The organism is Gudongella sp. DL1XJH-153 (genome assembly GCF_049310905.1).
Taxonomy (GTDB): Bacteria; Bacillota; Clostridia; order Tissierellales; family Tissierellaceae; genus Gudongella.
Map to the genome: position 1 here is coordinate 1 of NZ_JBMEMN010000027.1, position 19,819 is coordinate 19,819.

The following is a 19,819-nucleotide window of genomic DNA, read 5'->3' on the forward strand; positions in this document are numbered from 1 at the left end:
TGTACCTATGTCAATTGCAGGTTTGGCTGAAAGATAGATAAGGCTGATACCCTTTTGTGAAATAAACTTTTCTATTCTACCCTTATCAGGATGTCTTTCCAGAGTGCCAGTTATTGCCATTTCTTTCGGAGATAACAGTCCTGTAGCTCCACCTATAAATCCATATTTCATCCCTGGCAAATCTATGTAGCCTTGCTCAATTAAAAGCAAGTCAAAACCATTGGCATTAAGCAATTTAGCCATCCCTTTATCAGATGTTATCGCACTTCTATTATCAACTATAGCAAGAGAACATTTTGAGTACCCTTGTTTTGTATTTAACTTTAACATTTCAAATTTATCAGCATATTCCAAAATAACTCTCTCTGAATAATCCAACTTGTGTATAAGAGTGTTTTCAAGAAATGCTGCGTTGTAAGGAATATCATCAGGATATTGAACACTTGGTTCTACGTTGCCTTTTATAACCTTTATCCCAAATTTTGAAAGCTCCAAATTATAATAATCCCATACGGATGGTGCTGCAACCACTGAACCATCACCCAATGGCGTAAGTACCATATCTGGGTGATTTGCAAGGTATGGTTGTAGAATCATGGATGGTATTGTCGGGATAGCCTTGATTCCCAGCTCTTCAAGCGAGTTGAAAACATCAAGCGGTGAATCTTTGCTTATTATTGCAACACTAACTCTCTTATCTGGTGCATATGGATTTTTCACTATTCTAATCACCTGTTTCAATATTATTTGCTATAGAAAAAATCCCTCTGAGTTAACAGAAGGATCTCATTATGGAGGCGACACCCAGATTTGAACTGGGGGTGAAGGTGTTGCAGACCTCTGCCTTACCACTTGGCTATGCCGCCATATTTCTGGAGCGGAAGACGAGATTCGAACTCGCGACCCTCGCCTTGGCAAGGCGATGCTCTACCACTGAGCTACTCCCGCATGCCATTATTCTATTAAAAACCATTGTGGTGCCCAGAGCCGGAATCGAACCAGCGACACGTGGATTTTCAGTCCACTGCTCTACCGACTGAGCTATCTGGGCTAGTATTCATACCATTCCTGGCCAATGCCACAATAGCTAGTATATATTATTTATCCTTGATTGTCAACAGGATTTTCTGCAGGTCATCCCTTGAAAAATGATATTTTGTATTACAGAAATGACAAACTACTTCACTTTCTCCATCCTCATCAATTATATCCTGGACTTCACTCTCTCCAAGGCTAATCAGGACTTTTTCAACTTTATTAAATGAACAATCACATGTATAACTGACATCTATCTTCTCTGTAGTTTCCATATTGAATTCAGACAACAATTCATTCATGATCTCCTCTGGTGTATATCCCTCATCAATCAAAGTTGAAAGAGGTCTTGCCTTCTTCAATGATGATTCTATCATACTTATCTCTTCATCAGTGATAAAGGGCATAAGCTGTATGATAAACCCTCCAGCTGCTTTACAGGATAAGTCCTTGTCAACCAATACCCCCAAGCCTACAGCTGTTGGGATCTGTTCTGATTCACTGTAAAAGTTTGCAATATCATCACCTATTTCACCTGAAACAAGGCTGGTTTGTCCAACATATGGGTCTCTCATCCCAATATCTCTTATTGATACAAAAGTACCATTTTTCCCTACAATAGCTCCAACATCCAATTTACCATCTTCAGTGGAAGGAGCGTCAGCAGCAGGATTATCCAATAATCCCTTGACCTCTCCTCTGCTGTTTGCAACTGCTGTAAGAGTTCCAACAGGCCCGTCTCCGGAAACCTTTAAAGTCATGAGGTCATCGTCGTTCTTCATTGTTGCACCCATAATTAGTCCTGCAGTTAAAAGCCTGCCGATTGCAGCTGTGGCTGTAGCCGATGTATTGTGTATTTTTCTTGCTTCATCCACTACTCCTGTAGTTCTTGCTACAAAAGCTCTTAATCGTCCTTCTCTGTCCATTCCTCTAATCATATAATCATTCATTAAATCACCTTAACCTTCTATTTCTTTTTTGCAACAAAATTTATTCGTTCACTTTCTTTCTTCACATCTTCAAAAACGAAGGCCTCATACTTTTCTATCTCAACAAACCCAACATCTCTTAGCAAATTGATAATTGTCTCAATTGAATACACTTTCTCCCTGTGTACCTCATCAAACCTTTTATAATTCTCTCCATCATTTGAGTGGAAGAATGTAAGATAGAAATTGCATATATCGGTATCTTCATCAAATTGATTTTCCCAGGTGTAAAAAACTTCATCTCTGTCTTCCAGAAAGATATTATTGCCCAATATCTCTCGCAGTTTATATTCAGAATTTATGTCAAATATTAACAATCCACCATCATCAAGATGATCATAAGCCCTCCTAAAAGTCTCCTTAAGAGAACTTTCACTTAGGATATAGTTGATACTGTCACAAGCTGCTACAATGGCTTGATATTTTCTATCCATTTTAAACTCCGTCATATCCATATTAAAAAGTCTCAGTTTTTTATTCTTTGATAATTTATTCTGGGCTACTGCCAACATTTCCTCTGATAAGTCAAATCCATCTACCCTATATCCAAGGTCAAGCAATTCTTTAGTAAGACTTCCCGTACCACATGCCATCTCAAGGATTATACCATGGTCGATACCATTTTTACTTAATATGCGTTGTATATAACCACTCCAGGCAACATAATCAAAGTCATCCATAAGTACATCATACAATGAAGCAAAACTTCCATAACTAGCCATATTTTCCCACGTCCCTTTATAATAGAAAGAAGTATCTGTAATTCAAAAATATAAATAATCCTGCAATGATAATAACTGGAGCCCATAGAAACCTCTCGCTATCATATTCTATTTCTTCTGGTCGATCCACTAGGTCTTCCTCATGAGGTTCATAATCATCTTCGGCTTCAATTTCTCTATTTGATTCCGGTAGATTTTTCAATAACAAATACAAGACCACGAATGAAAAAAGAGCCCAACCACCCAGAACTACCAATGTAACAATCATCTGCATACCTTCAGGCATTACGGGAGCTTGTTCCGTAATATTCCTTAAGTTTTCATTTAGTCCTGTTAGAACAAATCCTATTGTTATTGCAATTCCATTGTTGACTGTATGGCCTAATACAGAACCATATAAACTGCCGGTCTTAGACCTTATTATACCCAGTACTATCCCAAGAAAAAATGGACCAAGAAGGTTGAGGAGATTAAAATGAAACAGTCCAAATAGAAGCGCTGTAGCTAAAATAGCCTTCTTATCACCAATTCTGTTGTATGCGCTTTGCATTGTTCCTCTGAACATAACTTCTTCACAGATCCCAGGAGTAACAGCAATTACAAGCAATCCAATTATGTATTCCTTAAGATTTGTTGGAACAGGCACCCCTATTGGCATAGCTTGACTCATTGAATTAACCATAACAATAACGATATAATTAAGAAAGACTGCCATTGGATAAGCAAATATCATTATAAAGATTATCTGAACTGCTTGTCTTATTGAAATAGACTTAAGTCCCAATACCTCTCTTAATGAGAATCCCCTAAGCTTGAGATAGATAATATTTGGAAGTAAAATGAATATATACTCAGTTATCAAAACCCCAGTATACAGATCTCTTTGCTGCGCCATTGATCCGAATACCAAAAGCAAAAGTCCCAATGCAAGGAACAGAACATTGACTTCATTTATTGTTGGTGAACTCCTAATCCTCATTAATCCACATCCTATCTTTTATGAATCACTATCCATTAAATACACCTACAGTTCCCTGTAGGTGATATAATTACTCAAATGTAAATATATAAGGAATATTCCTAAAATAATCCCCGTAATTCAATCCATATCCAACTATAAATAAATCAGGAATTACATAACCAACATAATCTGGTTCAAGATCTACCTGTCTTCTACTTGGTTTATCAAGCATAACACAAACCTTTATTGAATCAGGTTCCTTCTCTTCCAGATGTTCAATTACTTTTTTAAGTGTATGTCCAGTATCAATAATATCGTCAACTATTAAAACGTCCTTGCCTTTTAGACTACCTCTTACATCTTGAAGGATTTTTACTATCCCTGACGAAACTTCTTCATTTCCGTAGCTTGCAGTCGTCATAAATTCAATTTCCACTGGAATACTCAATTCTCTGGATAAGTCAGCTGTGAAAATAAAGCTCCCTCTTAGCAAAGACACTATCACCAAATCTCTGTCCTTGTATATCTCGCTTAATTCTAGTCCCAATTCCCTAACTCTTTTGTCAATTTCATCTCTCGAAAATAAGATTTTTTCTTTTTTGTTGTCTATCAAGCCGTTCTCTCCCTCCTACTTGAATTTATTGCGTAATATATCCTTCAATTCCCTTAATTCCCTCAATATCAAATTCAAAGTCAATTGAAGACTTACAACTATTATAAATATAATTACTCCTATTAGCAACTGTGTTTGCATAAAATAACCATTCCTTTATTTAAAAATAATTCTCTAATGCTCTTGTATTGCCTTATACCCTTGATTATTAAAGATAACTCATCGAAAAACATGCATCAGCATAAAGCAAGCTTTCTATTCATCAGACTACTATTTATGATATAATCAATTAATCTCATATTCAAAGGGGTGTAGAAATGTTTCAAAACAATTCTGAAGATGTTGCAAAACAAAAGCTTCTCTTATTGTATATACTTAAAGTATCTCCTGAACCATTATCAAAGGAAAGAATTGCAGAACTCTTGATTGACAATTTCAATATGAATTTTTTTATAATTCAACAATACATCTCTGAACTTTCTGATGGATCTTTTATTAGGATTGAGGAAAATGATCATACTTCTTTATTGGTTCTAGAGGAAAGTGGAACTGAAAGTCTGGATTATTTTGAATCCAAGATTACAGATTCGATAATTTCCAAAGTCCATAGCATTTTTAGCCTTGATTCTTTAGGTGACCCAGTCCCCGTCCAAACTGAAGCAACTTTATATCCAAGAGACAATGGAGAGATAAATGTTAATTTAAAACTTATTGAGCAGGGAGAGACTGTTTTCAGTCTATACATCAGTGTACCAAATGAAGAGCAGGCAACTTTGCTTATGCATAAGTGGGAGAATTCTCCTGAATACTATTATAAATCAATAATCGAACTATTAATAGACGATAAACCTACTATCTAGATAGTAGGTTTATCGCATGATACCTAACTTCACCAATCATATATAGAGATCCCCCAAATAGAATCATGTCATCCTTGTCTGCCAGCTCAATCGATTTTCTAACAGCACCTTCCAAGGTCTTTTCCACATGAACGTTAGGTGTTAACTTTCTAACCTCTTCACCCAAAAGCTCCGCTGCTAGTTTACGGGGCATACTTACCTCCGTAACTACAACCTCAGAAGCCAATGGGACCAATTTTTCAATCATATGAGTATAGTCCTTGTCCTTAAGAACACTTATACCAAGTATAAGCCTCTTATATGGGAACATTTCCACTGACTTGGCCAATAATCTTACACCTTGTAGATTATGGGCTCCATCAATTAAAAAGATTGGGTCTATTGCAATAACCTCCAAGCGTCCTTTCCATCTTGTTCTTAAAAGACCATTTCTTAGTTGTTCTTCTGAAAATTCAACAAATCCTCTATCCTTCAATTCAATGAGAGTTGTAATCGCTAGAGTTGCATTCATAATCTGATACTCCCCCAGCATTTCAATTTTCAAATTCTGATATTTTATCCCCTTATATTCAAAATCAAAGACGCTTCCTTTATACGTGCTACTCTTTAAATCTAAATTATCAGCAGGCATTTTAACGTAATCAGCATTGTATTCATCCGCAACTTTTCTTATAACTTGCTCTGCTTCCATTTCCTGAGGATAGGATATTACCAGCCCGTTTTCTTTAATAATGCCTGCCTTTTGATATGCAATCTCTGCAAGTGTTTTACCTAGAACATCGGTGTGGTCATAATCAATTGTAGTTATTACCGATGCAATTGATGATTCAATTACATTAGTACTGTCAAATCTGCCACCAAGTCCTACTTCAAGTATAACAAAGTCTACCGCGGTCCTGCTGAAATACTCAAATCCCACGGCTGTAACCAACTCAAATGTTGTAGGATGCTCCAGACCACTCTGAACCATTTTATCGGCAGCTGCTTTAACCTTTGAGGTAATTTCCCCAAGAATTTCCTGGGGAATGTCCTCTCCGTTAATTTGAATTCTCTCGGTAAACCTTTCAAGGTATGGTGATGTATAGAGACCAGTTCTATAACCTGCTTCCTTTAGACATTGTGCCAGGTATGCTGAAGTTGATCCTTTGCCATTAGTACCCCCAACATGGATGTAATTCATCCCTTTGTGCGGGTCACCTAGATGTTTTAATAGCGTCCTTATGGAATCAAGACCAAGTCTTGATCCATACTTTTCTTTATCATTTATATAGGCAAGAGCCTCTTCGTATTTCATTGCTTCCTCCTACTGCTTTCTAATAGATTCAAGTCTTTCATCCACATTTTGCAACATCTGTGAATACTTGGCTTGTTTTGCCTTCTCTTCTTCTACTACCTTGGCTGGAGCTTTAGAAACAAACCCTTCGTTTGACAGCTTTGATTTTACTCTCTTTATCTCATCTTCAAGTTTTGCCTTCTCCTTCTCCAACCTTTCAATTTCCTTGTCAAAGTCAATTAGATCACTTAGTGGAAGATAGATTTCACATCCATCGAGTACCACAGATATGTTATCCTCGCCTAAAGACTTTTTGTCGTCAATAAACATAATATCCTCAGCACTTGCCAATGTCATGAATTTCAGTTTTCCTTTCTCAATTACCGCTTCCTTTGTTTTATCATCTAGAACGAAAATCAGTTTAGATTTTTTAGATGGAACAATATTCATTTCTGCTCTGGCATTACGAATTCCCTTTATTGCTCTTTTAATAAACTCAATTTCTTCTGCTTCTTTTTCGAAAATAAAGCTACTGTCAGCAACTGGCCAAGATTCAACAATCAATGCTTCGCTATTCTCAGGTAGATGCTGCCAAATTTCTTCAGTTATAAAAGGCATAAACGGATGCAATAGCTTGAGTGTTTCCATCAAAACAACAACCAAAACGTTCTGTGCTGTTCTTGATGAGTCTTTGTCGTCTCCATACAATCTTGATTTAACCATCTCAATATACCAGTCACAATAGTCTTCCCAAATAAAATCATACATCCTCTGACCAGCCAGTCCAATTTCATATTTGTCCATGTTATCTTGTACCTCACCAATAACGGTGTTCAGCCTTGTAAGAATCCACTTATCCTCGGACTGAAGCTTCAGACCTTCAAGAGAAGCTTTTCCCATATCTTCATCAAGGTTCATTAATACAAATCTAGTAGCATTCCAAAGCTTGTTGGCAAAGTTTCTGTTTGCTTCCACCCTTTCAGTATAAAATCTCATGTCATTACCTGGAGTGTTTCCAGTAATCAAGGTAAACCTAAGAGCATCTGCTCCATACTCATCTATAATCTCTAGAGGGTCAATACCATTACCCAGTGACTTGCTCATTTTTCTGCCCTGTGCATCCCTTACCAGACCTGTCAGAAATACATCCTTGAAAGGAAGTTCGCCCATCTGATCCAGACTTGAAAATATCATCCTGATAACCCAGAAGAATATAATATCATACCCTGTCACAAGCACATCAGTCGGGAAGAAATACTTAAGGTCTTCTGTCTCTTCAGGCCATCCCAGCGTTGAAAAAGGCCAAAGAGCTGAGGAAAACCATGTATCAAGAGTATCGGTTTCCTGTCTGATGTTTTTACTCTTGCATTTAGAACAGCTTGTAACTTCTTCTCTCGATACTATTATTTCTCCACAATCATCGCAATAATACACAGGTAATCTGTGACCCCACCAAAGCTGTCTTGATATACACCAATCTTTAATGTTTTCAAGCCAATGAACATATACCTTGCCGAATCTTTCGGGGACAAAATTTATTTCACCGTTGTAATAAGCCTCAAGAGAAGGCTTCGCCAAAGGTTTCATCTCTACAAACCATTGCTTCGATATTATTGGCTCTATTATGGTCTTGCATCGCTCACAATGACCAACTGCATTTTCATGGTCCTTAACTTCCTTAAGATAACCCTGTTCCTCAAGTTTATCAGCAATTGCTTTTCTTGCTTCAAATCTTTCAAGCCCTTTGAACTCTACTCCATTCTCGTTGATAAATCCATCTTCATCAATTACAACACACTGTCCAAGACCATGTCTCTCTCCTACTTCAAAGTCATTAGGATCATGAGATGGCGTGATTTTTAATGCACCTGTTCCAAAATCCATTTCTACATAATTATCAGCTATAATTGGTATCTCTCTTCCTACAAGAGGTAGAATAACTGTCTTTCCTACTAGATGACCATATCTTTCGTCGTCAGGATGAACAGCAACTGCAAGGTCACCAAGTATCGTTTCTGGTCTTGTTGTTGCTATTGTTATTGTCTCATCACTGTCTTTTATTGGGTAGCTTACATGCCATAGATGTCCGTGTGAATCCTCATGATCCACTTCAGCATCTGATATTGCCGTGTGACAACTTGGGCACCAATTTATTATTCTATCTCCTCTGTAAATCAAGCCTTTATCATATAGCCTAACAAATACCTCTTCAACAGCATTGCTGAGCATCTCATCTAGAGTAAATCTGTCTCTGGTCCAGTCACATGAAACTCCCAATTTTTTTAACTGGTTTTTTATAGTTCCCCCATAAAGATCAGTCCACTCCCATGCTTCCTTGATGAAGCCTTCCCTACCTAGCTCATCTTTGCTTCTTCCTTCTGATTTTATCTTTTCTACAACTTTTGCCTCAGTAGATATACTTGCATGGTCAGTCCCTGGTAGCCATAATGCAGAATATCCTTCCATACGTTTCCACCTAATCAATATATCCTGTATTGTATTATTCAATGCATGTCCCATATGAAGACTACCAGTAACATTTGGTGGCGGCATCATTATAGTGTAAGGCTTTTTTGTCTCGTCAATTTCTGGAGTAAAGTAGCCGTTTTCATTCCAGAACCCATAAAGCCTGTCTTCAAACTCCTTTGGATCATAATTCTTTGGTAAGTTTTCTCTCATTTTGTCCCCTCCTAGGCAAAAATAAAAACCCTTCATCCTCACTAACATAAGGACGAAGGGTTCGCGGTACCACCTTAATTTCATGGCTATGCCATGACACTTCATTAATAGATAACGGTATCCCGTTCAGACCTACTCTATTCAGTCTGAATGTTCGAAAGCTACCTTCATCTGATTCCTGCTTAGGATCTCCCAGCCATGAATCCATTCTCTTTTAAGAGAATCAGATTACTCCTCTTTCTCATCACAAAATATATAGTCACAATTATAGCTATAATTAGACGCTTTGTCAATGTCTTCCTCACATAACATTCATATGATAACTTTAATTTTTATAATTACTTTCTTATAAAAACTACTGACTTTTTTCATCAAGAAGCATTTTTCTAAATATTTTCAAGTAAATAATGAAAGCAACAATATTAAGCAATACTGTAATAATCAAAAGCAGCATTGATACAATCATATTAATGTTAATAATAATCGATAGAATTGCAGCATAAAGAGAAAATGTCGCTACCTTTCCATATATGTTTGAAGGTATAACAGCTTTTCCATGCTTCAGGTATAGTATTATACCTCCGGTTATCATAATTACTTCCTTTAGAATCATTGGAATCAAAATCCAAAATGGTATTAAGCCAATTATTGTAAAAGTTATCAGTACAGTAAAACTCATCAGCTTGTCTGCGAATGGATCAAGAGCGGATCCAAGTTTGCTTATCAGATTATATTTTCTTGCTATGTATCCATCAAGGACATCTGATACTCCTGCTATCATAAATATCATTCCCAAAATAAATACTTTATTATCTATATCTGAAAAAAACAAACTAATGTACACAGGAACCAAAATTATTCTGAATACGGTAATCATGTTAGGTAATGTCATATTCTCTCTCCTTGTCTAGAACAGCATAATATCTTAAGTTAGCGTTATTTTACTCTATTTGTACCCTGAGGGTGAACACGCTAAATATTTAGTTTACTTCATTGACTTTAATTTTCTTAAAAGAGTATAATGCTGATGTCAATTTATTGAGATTATCATCTTGATATAAAACCTATCTTCTTATAAACTTTTCTCAGTGTTTTACGCGCCTTGGCTTCAGCCTTTTGTGCGCCTTCAGTATAGATTTTTTCAAGATAATCCTTGCTATCCAAATACTCTCTGTATTTGGTTTGAATTGGATCAAGCGCTTCTACAACAACCTCAGCTAATTCAGACTTGAACACTCCATAACCTTTACCGCTGTACATATCAACAATATCATTAATTTCTTTACCTGACAGCACCGAATAGATATTAATAAGATTCTTAATTCCAGGTTGGTCATCAGAGTAATTGACAATTCCAACTGAATCTGTTACTGCTCGTTTTATTTTTTTTGAAATCTTATCCTTATTATCCTGAAGAAGAATAAATGCATTTTCGTCACTATCTGATTTGCTCATTTTTGAAGTAGGATCCTGAAGACTCATTATTCTCGCTCCAAATTCCTTGATTAATGGTTCAGGAACTACAAATGTGTCACTGTATTTATTGTTAAACCTTTCCGCAAGGTCACGGGCAAGCTCAAGATGTTGTTTTTGATCTTCACCTACAGGTACAAAATCAGTCTGGTACAATAATATATCTGCAGCCATCAAGACAGGATATGTAAATAGCCCTGCATTAAGATTTTCATCGGACTTTTTCGATTTTTCCTTGAACTGTGTCATCCTATTTAGTTGCCCCATATAGGTTATGGTATTAAGGACCCACGATAACTCTGCATGTGCAGGAACGTGAGACTGAACAAACAAAGTCGATTTTTCCGGATCAATCCCACATGCCATATACATTGACAATACATCCAGAGTGTTTTTTCTAAGGTTCTTAGGAACCTGAGGTACTGTAATGGCATGCATATCAACGATGCAATAATTGCAATCAAACTCATCCTGCAATTCTCCGAAATTTCTTAAAGCGCCTATATAGTTCCCTATTGTTAACGCTCCTGAAGGCTGTACACCGCTAAATACAATCTTCTTTTCCATTTTGATCATCCTCTCTGATAATATAATAACCCTTCATCTCATTTAATAAGAGACGAAGGGTTTTCCGCGTTGCCACTCTTCTTGCATTTCTGCCAGCTTTGCTCCCTGTAAGGTGGGATTACCTTGTCCTACTTTTTCAGACAAAACTCAAGAGCCCATTCACTGCTTGTACCTGTCGAATTTACACCATCATCGACTCTCTAAAAGGTTTTTTAGCAACTACTATTCTCCATCAAAGTATATATGTCATATTATACTATATTGTTCTAGTTTGTAAACACAAAATACATAATTTTAGTATAGGTTAATCAACTAAAAACCAGCAAACAACTTATTGTAATAAACACATCATCTCATATCTTCATATGCTTTTATAAAGAGTTTCCTGTAAGCATTTTTATCAATTGATCTTGGATTGCTCTGATTTGAACCATTTTTTACTGACATTTCTGCTAATTCATCAAAATCATCTGGACTGATTTGCAATGAACTGAGACCAGGCAGTCCTATATCATTAGAAAGCTTTCTAATATATTCAATACCATTTTCGGCAGTTTCCCTGTCATTGTGACCCTTTATACCCATTGCTCTGGCAATTCGGGCATACTTAAATTCACACTCGGGCAAATTATATTCCATCACATACGGCAGCAATATTGAATTACAAAGACCATGTGGTGCATCATACATGCTACCAAGAGCTTCGGCCATACAATGTACTGAAGCTACATCTGAATGGCTGAAAGATAATCCTCCCATTAAGCTACCTATCATCATTCCATCCCTGGACTGGAGGTCATTTCCATTCTTAACTGCTCCTAAAATATTCGATGATATGTATTCCACGGCATATAAACCTATTGCCTCTGCTATTGGTTCAGTACAGTTTGCAGTATAACCTTCAATGGCATGAGTCAAGGCATCAATTCCTGTTGATGCAGTTATAAGTGGGGGAACACTAAGAGTTAATTCAGGATCTACAATAGCTGTTTTTGCTGCAATGTGAGGACTCTTTACTGTAAATTTGAAATTTTTCTCTGTATCAGTGATAACTGAAGAAAAAGTAACCTCACTACCTGTTCCTGCTGTTGTAGGTATTGTTATCAAGGGTATGCAGTTCTCTCCAATCTTGTCTTTACCTTGATAATCCTTGATTCTACCACCTTGCTTGACTAGTACTGAAGCACCCTTTGCAGCATCCATGGGACTGCCCCCTCCAAATGCCACAAAAGTATCCACCTTATTATCCCTTGCTTCATTTGCGCATTTCTCAACGTTATAATCCTTTGGATTAGGTTCAATATCGTCGAATATAAGGTAATCAAAACCTCCATCATTCAATAAATCTGTCAGTCTGTCCATCAATCCGGATTTCATTATGCCTTTGTCGGTAATTATCATGATTTTTCTGGCATCCAGCTTTTTTAGTTCGTCACCAAGTAATTTTAGTGAGCCAGCTCCATATCTTATTTTAGTGGGCAATACAAAATCAAATTTTTCTATCATTACTTTTCCCCCAATCCTTACATATGTTCAATTTTTTTCAAGAATCGACCCTTGGTGTTATCCGGGGTCGATCCCAAGATACAAAGAGTTTATCTCAATTTTACTAAATCTCCTGATCCCCAATTATTGGAATTATTAGTTCCATCGCTTCTTCAAAGCTTTTCTCATCCACCATTATATCTGTTCTAAAAGGTGAACTTCCTGTAATTATCCTCATGTAACTTCCAGATCCTTTGTTTTTGACTATAAAAGGGATGCCATTATCCTTTAATATTGCTGTAATCATATTCATTTCAAATTCATTTTCAACCGTTCTTAAGACAACAAGGTCTATGCTATCTGTCATTTTTTTACCTCCATCCGTAATATTCAAGGTATTATCATCTCTAATCTCTAATTTTATGTTTGTACATATTATTATCAGATTTTTCTATACTTGTACTTAATTCATCATTCCACTGGAACCTACAACACTCTGGTTTAACTCTCTTTGTAAAATTGTCATTTTATAGTGAGCAGCCATATGCATATTTTCAACCGTAAGTTTTTTTAGATTGCTTACCATGGGCAAATCCCCTGTGTTATAACTTTTGAAATGTTTTCTCTACATCTGTAGCATTCATGGGTTTATTAAACAAATATCCCTGGGCATAATCACATCCTGCGGCCTTTAAGAAATGAAGCTGCTCATCAGTTTCAACTCCTTCAGCCACTACATTCATACCAAGATTGTGAGCAAGATCAATTACGGCCTTGATTATAAATTCCTTTCCTTCATTTACGCCAATTTCCCAGATAAAATCCTTATCAAGCTTAATTATATCAATGGGAAGTTTTTGAAGGTAAGTTAGGGAAGAAAATCCGGTCCCAAAATCATCCAGTGCTAACTTAATTCCTAAATCATGAATTTGCTTCAAAGATACAAGACTTATCTCCAGGTCTGAAATGATTGCAGTTTCAGTTATTTCAAATACTATTCTACCATAACTTTTGCAATCCAAAATATACTCTTGAATTCTATCAATCCACTCACTTCTTCCGAGCATTTTCCCGGATATGTTGATCGAAATTGAAATATTCTTGTATCCATCCTGATACCATATTTTGCTTTGTCTACAGGCTGTATCAATTACCCATTCCTCGATTTTATCAATCTGCCCTGTTTCCTCTGAAAATGGAATAAAATCAGCAGGAGGAATATTCCCCTTGACAGGATGATTCCATCTAATCAATGCTTCTACACCAACTATTTCTCCTGTTGACAAGTTTACTTGTGGCTGATAGTGGAGTTTGAATTCATCTCTTTCCAGGGCAGTTCTCAAGTCATTGCTTAATTGAATATGGTTCCAGGCTTGTTCTCTCATCTCTCTATCATATACAACAAATATGTTCTTACCCTTATCCTTTGCATATGAAAGAGCGGTATCAGCATTTTGCATTAGCTGTTCATAATCTTCACCATGGTGAGGATAAACAGCAACTCCAGCACTGACGGAAATATGAAAAGTATGTTCATTATAATGCCACGGTACACGTATTTTTTCCATAATATTATTGATTTTTAAGCCAAGCATTGTTTCAGAGGTATTGTCTAGCAGTATTACAAATTCATCTCCTCCGAATCTGTACACTCTCTCTTTTGTCCCTACAACTGAAATCATTGAGTACCCAATATGTCTTATCAGTTCATCGCCTGCAGCATGACCCATTGTGTCATTGACCAATTTAAAATTATCAATATCCAAATATACCATTGCAAATGGATTTTCTATCTTCTGATTATTAGAAATCAAATCTATTGTGTCTTCTCTGAACTTTTCTTTATTGGACATTTCGGTTAGAGGGTCAAAATATGCAAGTCTTTCAAGCTTCTCCTCCAGTTCTTTACGATCACTGATATCAACTCCTACAAATACAAGCCCAGTAATTTCATCGTCCATATCGTGAAGAAAACTGTTGCTCCATAGGATTGTCTTTACTTCTCCGTACTTTGTAGCTATCCTGGTTTCAATATTTCTCATTGAATGCCCGAGAAATACCTGTTCAAGATGCCTGTTGAGCTCACTTTTTTCTTGCTCATCGATAAAAATCTGATATGCGTTCTTGCCTAGTATTTCAATCTCCTCATACCCAAGAAGCTTCTCACCATAATTGTTGATTTTTGTGACGATTCCCATCTTGTCACAGACTAAAATTCCAATTGGAGCTTCTCTTGATATACTTTCTACAAGTTCCTTTTCCTGATGAAGATTCTCCTGTAATATCATCTGTTCTGTCAAGTCGGTATGTGAACCTGCCAACTTCATTGGCTCTCCATTTTCTTGCCTAATTAGCTTGCCCCTGCTAAGTATCCATCTGTACTCACCACTGGCAGTTTTAATTCTAAAAATATTTTCGTAAATATCTTCACCAGTATCGACATATTCATATAATTTTTTTCTTCCTTTGGCAAGGTCTTCAGGATGAACAAGGCTCTGCCACTTAGAGATGGTATCTATGGATTCCTGCTCTTCTTTGGTGTATCCAAAATTCTCTTTAGTCATTGTTGATGTATTATATATATCATTTTTTATATCCCAATTCCAGACTCCATCATTTGCTCCCTGTATTGACAGGTTGTATTTCAACCGGCTTTCCTCAAGTTCATTCTGGTAGTAGTTTAGCTGATCATATTTTTCTTGAAGCTCGTCCTTTGCACTGCGAAGTTCATTATGTGATAAATCCAGCTGTACATATCCTTTGTAAAGCTGCTCAGATGCATCCTTGAAAAGTTCCATTCTGTTCTTGACTATGAAATAGAAAATCATTCCAGAAAAAATGACATAAAACCACCCCTTGAAAGTTTGCATGCGTTGATATAAAGCTATATCTCCTGCTAGATAAACTAGTATTATATCAGAAAAAACTATCCACAATGATCCAATAACAACATAAATCAAGATTAATCTTGCACTTTCATACTGTGGTCTGATTCCTGCCTGTAGTTTATTGTAGTAATCCAACTTGCTTTTAAGTTTTTTAGATCCATTATCATCATTAGAAGTATCGTCTCTAAAATTCATGGGAGCCTCCATCTAGTCCATTTTGTATATTTGGTTACTTATACCCATATCCTCTATTCAATCACATTTTTTGCCGCTCTAGTCTATGTGGTCAACTGTATCAAGAAGTATTTTTACGAACTTCTCAGCAGCCGGAGATAAACTTACACCCTTGAGGTGACAAATTCCTACACTTCTACCTGGTATTTTCATACTTGTTTTTACGGAAAATACTTCCTTGCTGTCTATATAAGTATTGGAATATTCCTCTACCACAAATGCAAGACCTAATCCAATTCGTGCCAACTCAAGCAATAAATCGTGTGAACCTAGCTCAATTTCAGGTTCAACGCTAACTCCTTGAGAATTTAGAAAGTCTTCAATATATTCCCTTGATTTTGATCTGTTGTCAAGCATTATCAATGGATATTCAAGCAATTCAATGAAATCTATGTTCTTATTTCTAAGATGCTCAAACTTTTCTCCTGCCACCAGTATATCCTGAATCTTTTTAGTCCGTATTGTCTCAAGGTTAGTATCATCTATTGGCAGATTTAGAACAGCAATATCAATTTCCCCTGATTTTAACGAGGCAGTCAGTTCCATTGTTGTCCTGTTTATAATCCTTAGCTTAACCAGAGGATGAATAGCATTGAATTTATCAAGATAATCAATCAGGTAATACTTAGCTATTGTATCTCCCACTCCTATTCTAAGCTCTCCTTCAAAAAGATTCTTGCTATCAATGAGTCTTTTTTCCCCTTTCTCAATGAGATTTATTCCAGCATTTACATATTCGAATAGAAGTTCACCTTCCTTGGTCGGAACTACACCCTTTGGTGTCCTCGTAAACAATCTTACTTTCAGATCAGTTTCCAGCTGAGATATAATCTGACTTACTGCCGGTTGACTGATAAATAGCTTTTTCCCAGCTCTTGAAAAGCTTCTTTCTACGGCAACCTCATTGAATATCCTATATGGATCCAGTTTAGTTCTCATATAACCCCTCCTTATTACCCTTATATTTATTATTTATTTTACTTATATCATAAAATAAAATATACTTTACGTAAAGTGATAAATAAACCTATGTAAAAAGGGAGTGATGCTTTGTGGAAAGAATGGTGGGTACTGTAGTCCGAGGTCTTAGAGCACCTATAATCAAAGAAGGCGACGACATTGCCAGGGTTGTTGTAGATACAGTTGTACAAGCTGCTGATAATGAAGGGTATAACATACAGGACAAGGATATTATAACAATAACAGAGTCAATTGTGGCAAGAGCTCAGGGAAACTATGCATCGATTGATTCAATTGCAGAAGATGTTGTTAAAAAGTTTGGTGACGACGAGTTTGGAGTTATATTTCCTATTCTAAGTAGAAATAGATTCGCTGTTGTTCTCCGTGGATTGGCAAAAGAGGCAAAAAAAATATATCTTATGCTAAGCTATCCTGCTGATGAAGTCGGGAATCATCTTGTTGATATGGATGTTCTAGATGTTAAAGGTGTAAATCCATGGACAGATGTACTGACTGAAAAGCAATTTAGAGACTACTTCGGCTATATAAAACACCCATTTACTGGTGTAGACTATATTGAGTATTACAAATCAATCATGGAAGAATACAATATAGATTTTGAAATTATATTTTCAAATAATCCGCTAACAATTTTGAACTTTACAAAAAATGTAATCGCTTGTGACATCCACACTAGATTTAGAACCAAAGGACTTTTGAAGAAATATGGTGGTCAAAAAATATATGGTCTTGATGATATTTTGAATGTCCCTCTTGATGGAAGCGGCTACAACCAAGAATATGGACTTCTTGGATCCAATAAATCCTCTGAAGACAGAATAAAACTATTTCCAAGAGACGGTCAGCCAATTGTTGAGAAAATTCAGAGAGAAATAAAGGAAATTACTGGAAAAACTGTAGAGGTTATGATTTATGGTGATGGTGCATTTAAGGATCCTGTAGGTAAGATATGGGAATTAGCTGATCCTGTGGTATCACCTGCTTACACAAAGGGCTTAGATGGTACTCCCTCTGAAGTCAAGCTTAAATATCTTGCAGATAATGATTTTGGTCATCTTGAAGGAACAGAACTAAAAAAAGCTATTTCTGATTATATCAGAAACAAAGACGATTCGCTGGTTGGTGAAATGGTTTCTCAAGGCACTACCCCTAGAAGATTAACTGATCTGATTGGATCATTATCAGATTTGACTTCAGGAAGTGGTGACAAGGGAACTCCAATCATATTTATCCAAGGCTACTTTGACAGTTATATCAAATAATAGACATAAGATGGCAGCCCAACGGGCTGCCTATTTTACTACCATAACAGATTTCGGTGCATAGTTAAGAACCTTGTTTGAAACACTTCCAAGCAATGACCTTGATGAAATATTTGCGCCTCTTCTACCCATCACAATAAGATCATAGTTTTCATCTTCAGCAATATCAATTATGGTTTCTGCAACATCTCCGTTTCTAAGCATCGTTTCAACATTTCCAGGATAATCACCAATTACATCTAGAGATGCTTCTAAAACTTTCTTACCCTTTTCTATGTTTTTCTTGCTTAGTTCCGATGTATAATCCTGTTCTATAATGTAAGGATTGTCCCTTTGACTGTTTACAACAGTCAAAATGAGTATTTCACTGTTATTTAACAATCCAATTTCTTTGGCTTTATTCAGTGCCTTAACTGAGTTTTCTGATCCATCAACAGGTACCAAGATTCTTTTCATATTGTTCGCCCCCTGTAAACTTGTATTATTTTTTTATCATATACCCTTTAATTATAAATAATATACTATTTGAAAGGCTATATTTAAAAAAATAGATCCGATGGTTAACCACCGGATCTATTAATCACTTAATCAAATTCTTTTCGAGGAATTTGTATATGACCTCTGATGTCTCCACTACACTGTTTAAGTTGACGTATTCATCAGCAGTATGGTAGTTCTCACCACTTGGTCCAAATACAAATGTAGGTATACCGGCTCTCGTACCCAGATAATTGAAATCTCCTATGCTCGAGAAATACTGGATATCAACTCTTGTACCAGTTACCTCATTTATACTTTCCATTAAAAGCTTGGTGTATTGGTTGTCTTCTTCAACAATATACGGATCAAAACCGCCGTTTAGTGAATGTGGTGAATCTCTGAATTTAACCTGTATTTCAGCCTGGATACCTGCTCTTTCGGCAGCATCCATAACCTCCTGTACCAGGTACTCCCTTGATTCTCCACGAACTACGTGTCTGAATACCGTAAAAACAGCTTTTTCTGCTACACTGCAAGCAGCTCCTCCACCATTCATTCCAATGATACAGATGTCTCCCTTCCCCAATTTTTCGTCTTGTATTAGCTCAGTGTTCTTCAATTCCAAAATCAACTTTGAAGCCTCCACAATGGCACTTAAGCCCATTTCAGGGTTAGCGGCATGAGCTGCCTTGCCTTTGAGGAAGACTGAGTAATTCCAGCCTCCTCTGGCTCCCAGGCATAACACCGGGAAAGGCTTTCCAACAAAACCACTGCTTGGTTCAGGAACAATTGCTGCATCAATGTCATCTGTTATTCCATCCAAAATCAATGCGTCTGTACCGAGACCATATGGGCCTTCTTCATCGGATACAATCGTATAAACTATTTCACCTGCAAAGCTACTATGATTTCTCTTGAATGCTTCAACAGCCATCATAATTGCAGCAACACCTGACTTCATGTCAAGAGCTCCTAGTCCATACAACTTATCACCGTCTCTTATAGGTTCAGTTGGATCTGTTGACCAATCTTCAGTCTTTTCTACGGTATCAACATGACCATTGAGAAGAATCCTCGGCCCATCTGAATCACCCTTTAATCTTCCAACCACATTGATGCCGTTGTACTTCAGTATTCTATCTTCGGAGTAACGATGGTACTCAGCGGGAATATCCCTGACCTTGAACCATTTAAGAACATACTCCATCACTTCTTCTTCTTTTAGATATGGACTGTATATGGAGATGAGCTCGGCTAAAAGCTTCTCTAGTTTTTCCTTGTCAATTACACTCTGCATCATTCCCCATTCTCCTCCTT

General features: G+C 36.7%; 18 protein-coding genes, 3 tRNA genes and 2 other annotated features. Of the genes, 2 read left to right on the top strand and 19 right to left on the bottom strand.

The features are described from left to right. The 8 genes from ACOEN1_RS10275 to hpt all read right to left on the bottom strand — a co-directional run. Positions 1-732: DUF6873 family GME fold protein (locus tag ACOEN1_RS10275; protein WP_422486812.1), on the bottom strand; the 732-nt coding region annotated here is incomplete at its 3' end. A gap of 60 nt (positions 733-792) precedes the next feature. Then, positions 793-866 (bottom strand) — tRNA-Cys (locus tag ACOEN1_RS10280). 7 nt (positions 867-873) lie between these two features. Further along, positions 874-948, bottom strand: a tRNA-Gly gene (locus ACOEN1_RS10285). A 27-nt stretch (positions 949-975) separates the two neighbouring features. Further along, positions 976-1,051 (bottom strand) — tRNA-Phe (locus ACOEN1_RS10290). A 46-nt stretch (positions 1,052-1,097) separates the two neighbouring features. Next, entirely contained in the window at positions 1,098-1,985 is an 888-nt protein-coding gene (gene hslO, locus ACOEN1_RS10295) for an Hsp33 family molecular chaperone HslO (protein WP_422486813.1), read from the bottom strand. Between the two features lie 17 nt (positions 1,986-2,002). After that, a complete protein-coding gene (locus tag ACOEN1_RS10300) occupies positions 2,003-2,746 on the bottom strand; it encodes a class I SAM-dependent DNA methyltransferase (RefSeq protein WP_422486814.1) in 744 nt (247 codons plus the stop codon). Positions 2,747-2,762: 16 nt separating this feature from the next. After that, positions 2,763-3,725: a type II CAAX prenyl endopeptidase Rce1 family protein gene (locus ACOEN1_RS10305; RefSeq protein ID WP_422486815.1), complete on the bottom strand. Its 963-nt coding sequence runs from the start codon at positions 3,723-3,725 to the stop codon at positions 2,763-2,765. Positions 3,726-3,795: 70 nt separating this feature from the next. Next, positions 3,796-4,317 (bottom strand): hypoxanthine phosphoribosyltransferase, encoded by a 522-nt coding sequence (gene hpt / locus ACOEN1_RS10310; RefSeq protein WP_422486844.1) that lies wholly within the window; start codon positions 4,315-4,317, stop codon positions 3,796-3,798. 320 nt (positions 4,318-4,637) lie between these two features. Here hpt and ACOEN1_RS10315 point away from each other — a divergent pair, with 320 nt between their 5' ends. After that, a complete protein-coding gene (locus tag ACOEN1_RS10315; protein WP_422486816.1) occupies positions 4,638-5,180 on the top strand; it encodes a DUF4364 family protein in 543 nt (180 codons plus the stop codon). On the opposite strand, the gene ACOEN1_RS10320 is transcribed toward ACOEN1_RS10315, so the two are convergent. The 9 genes from ACOEN1_RS10320 to ACOEN1_RS10360 all read right to left on the bottom strand — a co-directional run bounded on the left by ACOEN1_RS10320 (position 5,173) and on the right by ACOEN1_RS10360 (position 16,718). Further along, positions 5,173-6,474, bottom strand: coding sequence for a bifunctional folylpolyglutamate synthase/dihydrofolate synthase (locus ACOEN1_RS10320; RefSeq protein WP_422486817.1), 1,302 nt, complete (start codon positions 6,472-6,474; stop codon positions 5,173-5,175). The two genes, ACOEN1_RS10315 and ACOEN1_RS10320, sit on opposite strands and share 8 nt — an antisense overlap. A gap of 9 nt (positions 6,475-6,483) precedes the next feature. After that, a complete protein-coding gene (locus ACOEN1_RS10325; RefSeq protein WP_422486818.1) occupies positions 6,484-9,132 on the bottom strand; it encodes a valine--tRNA ligase in 2,649 nt (882 codons plus the stop codon). Between the two features lie 45 nt (positions 9,133-9,177). Next, positions 9,178-9,386 (bottom strand) — a binding site (T-box leader). A gap of 101 nt (positions 9,387-9,487) precedes the next feature. Continuing rightward, the gene (pgsA, locus tag ACOEN1_RS10330; protein WP_422486819.1) at positions 9,488-10,024 is read right to left on the bottom strand and encodes a CDP-diacylglycerol--glycerol-3-phosphate 3-phosphatidyltransferase; all 537 of its coding nucleotides are present in this window, start codon (positions 10,022-10,024) and stop codon (positions 9,488-9,490) included. Between the two features lie 155 nt (positions 10,025-10,179). After that, entirely contained in the window at positions 10,180-11,172 is a 993-nt protein-coding gene (trpS, locus tag ACOEN1_RS10335; protein ID WP_422486820.1) for a tryptophan--tRNA ligase, read from the bottom strand. Positions 11,173-11,217: 45 nt separating this feature from the next. Beyond that, positions 11,218-11,417, bottom strand: a binding site (T-box leader). Positions 11,418-11,520: 103 nt separating this feature from the next. Then, positions 11,521-12,678 (bottom strand): iron-containing alcohol dehydrogenase, encoded by a 1,158-nt coding sequence (locus tag ACOEN1_RS10340; protein WP_422486821.1) that lies wholly within the window; start codon positions 12,676-12,678, stop codon positions 11,521-11,523. Positions 12,679-12,781: 103 nt separating this feature from the next. Further along, the gene (locus ACOEN1_RS10345; protein WP_422486822.1) at positions 12,782-13,024 is read right to left on the bottom strand and encodes a DUF2007 domain-containing protein; all 243 of its coding nucleotides are present in this window, start codon (positions 13,022-13,024) and stop codon (positions 12,782-12,784) included. Between the two features lie 96 nt (positions 13,025-13,120). Next, entirely contained in the window at positions 13,121-13,243 is a 123-nt protein-coding gene (locus ACOEN1_RS10350) for a hypothetical protein (protein ID WP_422486823.1), read from the bottom strand. A 16-nt stretch (positions 13,244-13,259) separates the two neighbouring features. After that, on the bottom strand, positions 13,260-15,740 hold the full coding sequence (locus ACOEN1_RS10355; protein WP_422486824.1) for a bifunctional diguanylate cyclase/phosphodiesterase: 2,481 nt from the start codon (positions 15,738-15,740) through the stop codon (positions 13,260-13,262). Between the two features lie 78 nt (positions 15,741-15,818). Further along, positions 15,819-16,718 (bottom strand): LysR family transcriptional regulator, encoded by a 900-nt coding sequence (locus ACOEN1_RS10360; protein WP_422486825.1) that lies wholly within the window; start codon positions 16,716-16,718, stop codon positions 15,819-15,821. 113 nt (positions 16,719-16,831) lie between these two features. Here ACOEN1_RS10360 and ACOEN1_RS10365 point away from each other — a divergent pair, with 113 nt between their 5' ends. Continuing rightward, entirely contained in the window at positions 16,832-18,022 is a 1,191-nt protein-coding gene (locus tag ACOEN1_RS10365; RefSeq protein WP_422486826.1) for a coenzyme F420-0:L-glutamate ligase, read from the top strand. Between the two features lie 30 nt (positions 18,023-18,052). Here ACOEN1_RS10365 and ACOEN1_RS10370 read toward each other — a convergent pair whose 3' ends face one another. Both ACOEN1_RS10370 and ACOEN1_RS10375 read right to left on the bottom strand, forming a co-directional pair. Further along, positions 18,053-18,478, bottom strand: a complete 426-nt coding sequence (locus ACOEN1_RS10370; protein ID WP_422486827.1) for a universal stress protein — start codon at positions 18,476-18,478, stop codon at positions 18,053-18,055. Positions 18,479-18,602: 124 nt separating this feature from the next. Further along, positions 18,603-19,802, bottom strand: a complete 1,200-nt coding sequence (locus tag ACOEN1_RS10375; protein WP_422486828.1) for a M20 family metallopeptidase — start codon at positions 19,800-19,802, stop codon at positions 18,603-18,605. Positions 19,803-19,819: the final 17 nt, after the last annotated feature.